This window comes from Peribacillus sp. NPDC096622 (genome assembly GCF_044762665.1).
GTDB classification, from domain to species: Bacteria; Bacillota; Bacilli; order Bacillales; family DSM-1321; genus Peribacillus; species Peribacillus frigoritolerans_B.
The window spans coordinates 24,313-30,856 of sequence record NZ_JBIWES010000028.1 but is presented as its reverse complement, the minus strand read 5'-3'; the positions used below and the strand labels follow the sequence as shown (position 1 = coordinate 30,856).

The window sequence follows — 6,544 nt, the reverse complement described above, 5'->3', positions numbered from 1 at the left end:
GAAATGGCGCTGACCGTATCATTTTTCAACACATCATCAGTCGCAACCGATTGAGCGAAATCATAAGACTTTGTTAAAATATTCACTAACTCAGTCAGTTTTGGTAACTGCTCGACTAAAGTGTTCAATGATTCCTGCACCTCAGGCTTTAAAAGCTGATCTAGGATATCCAATTGTTCTTGGTTTGCAGAAATATTAAGTGTTTCATGTTCAGGTTTTGTGACTACATCTACCATAACTAATTCCCCTTTAAACTTAATTATTTTGATTAATGTGTTTTCCGCCGATACTACTAATCATACGACTCTAATCTCTTAATTTCAAATATTTCTTTTGTGATACGAATATAATTTTAATGGTTATAAATAACAGATATTAGGTGGGTTTGAGGATTTATCTTAATATTTCGAAAAAATGTTAAGGTTATTCTGGATATAGTACCTTAAATAATGGAGGTTATTCTATTAGATTATGAATTGGATCACCTTGTCATTTCCTATAATAATAGAACTATAGGTTGTCGTTTTTAGACAACTTTTGTTTTGCATGCATATTTGTTTTGCTATAATGTCCATAATCTTTGAATAGGCCATGACAGAATGTACCTCAAGAATATTTTATCTGATTTAGGGTAAATAATATTATCGGAATTGGAGATGATGCCCTTGGTAGAACGCAGGATGTTAAATGTACGTGGTGAGATTATCGAAATTTCCTCTAGGTATAATGAAAAATATAGTAAATGGAATTGTACAGCTAAAATTCCAAATAGTTCCATCATAGCTTATTGTCGTGACAAGAATAAGCTTCGTGCTGAGACAGTTTCTATGAGCAGGTTATTAATAACTTATGATGACTATAAAATTGTCTAAGATGTATGTGGCGCCCAAACTTGAAGATGAAGTGGGCGCCTTTTTTATAGAATAATATTTTTATCTGTGAAATCGGGAATATATCTTCGAAAATGGAGATATATCATCGAAAACTCTGATTTATCTACTAAATTATACGATTTATCGATTTTTCGACAAAACTTCGATTAAAAAAAGCTATTTTCTTAATGAAAAGCAACGAAATTGTCAAAAAATATATCAGAAAATACTGAAAAGGAAAGTAAAATTATGTTAATATATTTAAAAAAAGTATTATTTTCTAAAGTAATAATGAATAATTTATATTTAAAGTATCTTCGTAAATGGAGTCTAGAACCTGGCTGTTTTATAAGCGGCGATTTAGCAAGTGAAATAGAATAACATTATCAATTGATTTTACTACAATAAAATGAAATGGAGTCGATACAATGGTGAATATTACTGGATATGGCAAAGCGACACAAGCAGAAGTGAATAATTTTCAGGAATTTGTGGGTTTTGAAATTCCTGAAGATTATAAACAATTTCTCCTTAAACATAATGGCGGCACAACTGCGGTTCAAAACTGTAAGTTTTATGTAGATGGATTAGACACACTCGTTTGCTTAAAAGCACTTTATGGATTAGAGCTTCAAGATAAAGAACTGGATTTACAAAAATGGCATGAAGAAAACAGAGAAGACTTACATAAGAATTGCATTATAATAGGTAATGATACATGTGCAGGTAAAATCTTGCTGATAAATAACGAAGAGGAAAAGGGAGTATACTTCTGGGATCGGGGTTGGTATTCGGATCCTTCAAGCCAGGATGAAAATATTTATAAAGTTGCATCGAGTTTTAATTCCTTCATTGAGGGATTGAAAGTCCCGGAGGAAATCTAATTTTATTGTAATCCCCTTGATTGGCTCATGCCATTCAAGGTTTTTTATTGTCATGTTAATGAGGAGATAAAAATGTATAAAATATTATTGGTTGAAGACGATCTCAAAATAGCTGGAATCTTGGTCAATTATTTAAAAAGGTATGGGTATGAGGTTTTTGAAGTGAAGCAACTGGACCAAGTTTTTGCGGAGTTCCAAGATATAAAGCCAGATTTGGTTTTATTGGATATTAATCTGCCCTATTATGATGGGTTCCATTGGTGCCGGCTAATAAGGACGGTTTCGAAGGTTCCTGTCATATTCATCTCTGCAAGGACGGATGAAATGAACCAAGTCATGGCCATTGAATATGGGGGAGATGACTATTTAACAAAACCGTTTCATTTGGAAGTGGTATTAGCGAAAATAAAGAGTGTCCTACGAAGGGTGTATGGTGAATATGCGGATATATCTTCATTCCACCAACAAGTAAAGGAAATGGAGGGATTAACGCTTTATACGGAAAAAGCGATGATTGAATATCAAGACAATCAGGTAACGTTAACTCAAAATGAGTTGAAATTATTGAGTTGTTTACTACGACAGTATGACACCATCGTTTCTCGTGAAGTGTTACTTGAAGCATTATGGAATGATGATTCATTTGTTGATGACAATACATTGACCGTCAATGTCACAAGGGTACGGAGAAAACTTGAGGATATTGGTGTCAAGAATGCCATAACAACTAGCAGGGGAAAAGGATATCGACTAAAAATAGTGCAAGGTGAAGAAAAATGAAGCTGAAATCCTTTATTAAAGACCGTCTTTATTTTATATTTTATACCGTACTATTGGTAAACCTGCTTATCATTGCTTATGCATTAGCCGTTCTGGAAGCAGGTAATCACATATCGATTTCAAATATCATCTATTTAATTATTCTCGCGTTGTTTATGATGCTTATATTTTTAGTGGCCGATTACATAAGGCAATACCGCTTCCTTAATCAATTAGCAAGGATGAAGCAAGAACCGAGCTTGTCGTTTGAATATGTCGAAGCCTTTAGGGAACCTTTGACAAATGAACAAAAGTTGTGGATGGAGCTTTTTCAACAAATGAACAAGGTAACCATTGGGCAATTACAAGAACAAATCAAACAGAAGGAGCAATATGAGCTGTTGATTCATCAATGGGTCCATCAAATGAAGACACCTGTTTCAGTCATTTCCTTACTGATTCAAGAAGGCAAAAGGATGTTTTCGAATGAGCCGATGAAGGATCATCTTAAAGAGATAGAAGAAGAAAATGATCGATTTCGCAGAGGGCTGGAAATTATATTGCATGGAGCAAGGCTGCAGCGTTTTTCGGAGGATGTAAAATCGGAGCGGGTTAACTTAATTAATCTAGTCAAGCAAGTGATTAACGAGGAAAAAAAACAGTTCATCAAACGGTTCATATATCCCAGGCTTGAAACGGAGCTTGAGGACGTATATGTACATTCGGATCGCAAGTGGCTGCACTTCGCCATTAGTCAGGTGGTCTTTAATGCACTGAAGTATTCAAGGCAGGAAGAACATGACAGCATAACGTTCAATATCATTGAAAAAGAGTCGGAGATTTTCCTTAGGATAACAGATCAGGGAATTGGAATCGTCCCACATGATGTAAAACGGGTGTTTGATCCATTCTTTACTGGTGAGAACGGGCGAGTCAAACAAGAGTCAACCGGAATGGGACTATATCTTGTGAAGGAAATCGTTAATAGACTTGGGCATGTCGTTACCATCCAATCGACCGTATCCGAAGGGACTACTGTGGAGTTTCTCTTTAAGACAAATATCTTACATGAAAGGTGACAGAATTGTAAGGGTGCTAAACGATTATGTAATAAACTTCGATGGGAGCCTCCCGCTTTATTCATTATACTTACTGTAAGAAAGGGAGGTATTTTCGGATGTCGATTTTAAAAGCGGAACAACTATCCAAAACTTATTTTCAAAAGCAGGGGAATTTATTTCATAAGGCGTTACATAATTTCACCATGAATGTACAGAAAGGGGAATTTGTCGGAGTGATGGGTCCATCTGGCAGCGGGAAAACCACTCTGCTTAACTTAATGGCCACGATTGATAAGCCCACCACAGGTAAAGTCATTCTAAATGATCAAAATCCTAATGAATTAAACAATCAGGACCTGGCATTGTTTCGCAGGAGGGAAATTGGATTTGTTTTTCAAGACTTCAACCTTCTTGATACACTTACCGTTCGCGAAAATATCCTCCTTCCTCTAGCGTTAGATCATTATAAACTGCAGGAAATGGAATATAGGGTAAATCAGTTGGCAAGCCTTCTTGGTATAGAAGGGATTTTAGAAAAGAGGACTTTTGAAATTTCTGGAGGTCAGCAGCAACGAACGGCTTGTGCAAGAGCGATGATTCATGAGCCTTCCATTATTTTAGCGGATGAACCTACTGGTAATTTGGATTCCAAATCTGCCAAGCAGGTAATGGATACCCTCACGACACTTCAGGAGAAAAAGGGAGCAACCATCCTTATGGTCACTCATGACCCGACTGCAGCCAGCTTCTGTGACCGGATTCTATTCATAAAGGATGGCAAGTTCTTTTCGGAGGTCCACAGCGGAGGGGAAAGACAGAGCTTCCATCAAAGGATTTTAGATACGTTAAGTGTTTTGGGAGGAGTCTATCATGAACATCCGACTTCTCGCTAAGAGGAATATTCAAGGAAATGCACAACGTTATCTTGCTTATTTTTTTAGTATTGTCCTTTCCGTCTCAATCTTTTTTATTTACGCATCGTTTATCTTTCATCCTGATGTGGTCCATGCGAATATTCCAGGGGGACAGTTAATTAGTAGGGGACTCATTGCAGCAGAAATAGTGATCATCATATTTTCAGTTTTTTTTATCGCTTATTCGACTGCAGCATTTATACAGCCGCGAAAAAAAGAGTTTGGGCTGCTGACACTGCTTGGAATGTCCAAATCCCAACTTAGAAAACTGATTTACTTGGAGCAAACGATGGTTTCCCTCATATCTATCCTGGTTGGAGTTGGCTTAGGGTTTTTGTTCTCAAAATTATTCTTAATGGCAATTTCTTGGTTATTGGCTGTAGAGCAACCAATATCGTTTGTCTTTGTCCCTGAGGCCTTTATTTATACCATTGTTGGTTTCATTTTGCTATTTCAGCTATTATCGCTCCTTTCATTGTTCCACATAGGAAATGCGGAGGTAGTCGATTTACTCAAAGATAAACAAAAACCCAAAAAGACTCCCTTCGTTTCAAGGTGGTTAATTGCACTATCAGCAGTTTGCTTAAGCATTTCTTATTATTTGGCATGTACGATGTCGGTGAACAATTCTTATATTCGAGTATTGCCCATAGTATTCTTCGTACTGATCGGCACCTATTTTTTATTCAGCCAAAGCATTGTCGCTCTATGCAGAAGGCTTTACCGGAAGAAGAAAAGCTTATATGGTGGAACGAATTTAATTACTCAAACAAACCTGATATTCAATATTAAGGACTATTCCAGGTTATTCTTTTTGACCTCGATCATTACAGCCGTGATTTTGACAGCTGCAGGAACACTTTTCATGTTCAGTGCAGATTTAAAAAAGCAAGGGATGGATAACATTCCGCAATCAATTGGCTGGGTTGAAAATGATGCTTCCATTTATTCAGTTATTGAACCATCTGCAGTGGAGAAAACATTAAAGGAAGATGGATTCAAGATCCTTTACGAAGTAAATATGACTGGATTGCCCATTACCCACATGTTACCCCATATGAGAACGGGAGAACCCAATGAAAATAGGTCATTATTAATCTCGGAAAGTGATTATAACAATGCGGCTGCATTGCGAAAAATTGAACCAGCAAAGTTATCAGGAAAAGAAGCGTTATATATTTTTCCTTATGATGGAGGACTGGACTATCAATTCGTCCACAAGGGAGAACAAAAGGAGCTGCACTTTGGCAATCGAACCATTCAGGTAACAATGATTGGTCAGCGCAATCAATCGATAGTCGCACCCATAAAAGCAGCAACGACCCTGATGGTGGTCGATGATCAGCTGTATCATGAAATCACTGCAAATGTGCCATTAAAAGAGATGGCAAGAGTACGGGGGTATGAAGTTAAAGATTGGGAAGAATCAATGGAAACATCTAGTGAAATCGAACAAATGTCTAATAATCCTAATCATAATCAACTGCAAACAAGAGCTCCGATTTATCAAGAAATGAAACAGGGAAGCATATTGATTCTTTTTATAGGCTTGTTTGTCAGTCTATTATTCTTTATCGTCCAAGGGAGCATGATGTATCTGCGAGTTTTTACGAATTTAGAAGATAAAAAAATCCAAATCCATGCCCTTCATCGATTGGGGTTGACAAAAAAAGAAATACGGCAAATTTTAAGTGCCGAAATACGCATCCTCTTTTTCGCTCCTTTTCTGATAGGGGTGATTCATGCCATAGTCGCCTACGTGGCATTAAGCAATTTATTGGGAACGAATTTGTTTGTCTACTCGGCCATGGTCATCGCAACGTATTTTCTTTTTCAACTGCTATACTATCAAGTAACTAAAAAGATGTATGAGCGGGCAGTCATCAATTCATTTAAATAAAAGCTATCATATGTATTGGAATCAGGGTTCAGTCCCTGATTCCATTTTTTTATTCAGGAGTCTTCTCATTGAAACGGCATTTTCATTGATGATAAATTAGTTAATATGCACTATTGAAAGAAGATTGATCCGCTATTTTGCACAAATCATATGA

General features: G+C 36.7%; 5 protein-coding genes and 1 pseudogene. 5 read left to right on the top strand and 1 reads right to left on the bottom strand.

The window, feature by feature from the left end:
* Window positions 1–236, bottom strand: a pseudogene (locus tag ACIQYG_RS25235) (DUF1641 domain-containing protein); the annotation flags it as partial.
* A 1,064-nt stretch (window positions 237–1,300) separates the two neighbouring features.
* Here ACIQYG_RS25235 and ACIQYG_RS25230 point away from each other — a divergent pair.
* The 5 genes from ACIQYG_RS25230 (at window position 1,301) to ACIQYG_RS25210 (ending at window position 6,390) form a co-directional block, all read left to right on the top strand.
* Entirely contained in the window at window positions 1,301–1,756 is a 456-nt protein-coding gene (locus ACIQYG_RS25230; RefSeq protein WP_402843879.1) for an SMI1/KNR4 family protein, read from the top strand.
* Between the two features lie 72 nt (window positions 1,757–1,828).
* Complete coding sequence (locus tag ACIQYG_RS25225) at window positions 1,829–2,536, top strand: response regulator transcription factor (protein WP_402843877.1); 708 nt, start codon at window positions 1,829–1,831, stop codon at window positions 2,534–2,536.
* Entirely contained in the window at window positions 2,533–3,594 is a 1,062-nt protein-coding gene (locus ACIQYG_RS25220) for a sensor histidine kinase (protein ID WP_402843874.1), read from the top strand. Before ACIQYG_RS25225 ends, ACIQYG_RS25220 begins: the two co-directional genes overlap by 4 nt.
* A gap of 98 nt (window positions 3,595–3,692) precedes the next feature.
* Entirely contained in the window at window positions 3,693–4,469 is a 777-nt protein-coding gene (locus ACIQYG_RS25215) for an ABC transporter ATP-binding protein (RefSeq protein ID WP_252280455.1), read from the top strand.
* Window positions 4,447–6,390, top strand: a complete 1,944-nt coding sequence (locus tag ACIQYG_RS25210) for an FtsX-like permease family protein (RefSeq protein WP_402843869.1) — start codon at window positions 4,447–4,449, stop codon at window positions 6,388–6,390. The genes ACIQYG_RS25215 and ACIQYG_RS25210 overlap by 23 nt, the downstream gene beginning before the upstream one ends.
* The last annotated feature ends 154 nt before the right edge of the window (window positions 6,391–6,544 follow it).

Excerpts from the sequence above, each read along its gene's own strand:
- ACIQYG_RS25220 (WP_402843874.1), top strand. The coding sequence starts at position 2,533 with ATGAAGCTGAAATCCTTTATTAAAGACCGTCTTTATTTTATATTTTAT.
- ACIQYG_RS25230 (WP_402843879.1), top strand. The coding sequence starts at position 1,301 with ATGGTGAATATTACTGGATATGGCAAAGCGACACAAGCAGAAGTGAAT.
- ACIQYG_RS25210 (WP_402843869.1), top strand. The coding sequence starts at position 4,447 with ATGAACATCCGACTTCTCGCTAAGAGGAATATTCAAGGAAATGCACAA.
- ACIQYG_RS25215 (WP_252280455.1), top strand. The coding sequence starts at position 3,693 with ATGTCGATTTTAAAAGCGGAACAACTATCCAAAACTTATTTTCAAAAG.
- ACIQYG_RS25225 (WP_402843877.1), top strand. The coding sequence starts at position 1,829 with ATGTATAAAATATTATTGGTTGAAGACGATCTCAAAATAGCTGGAATC.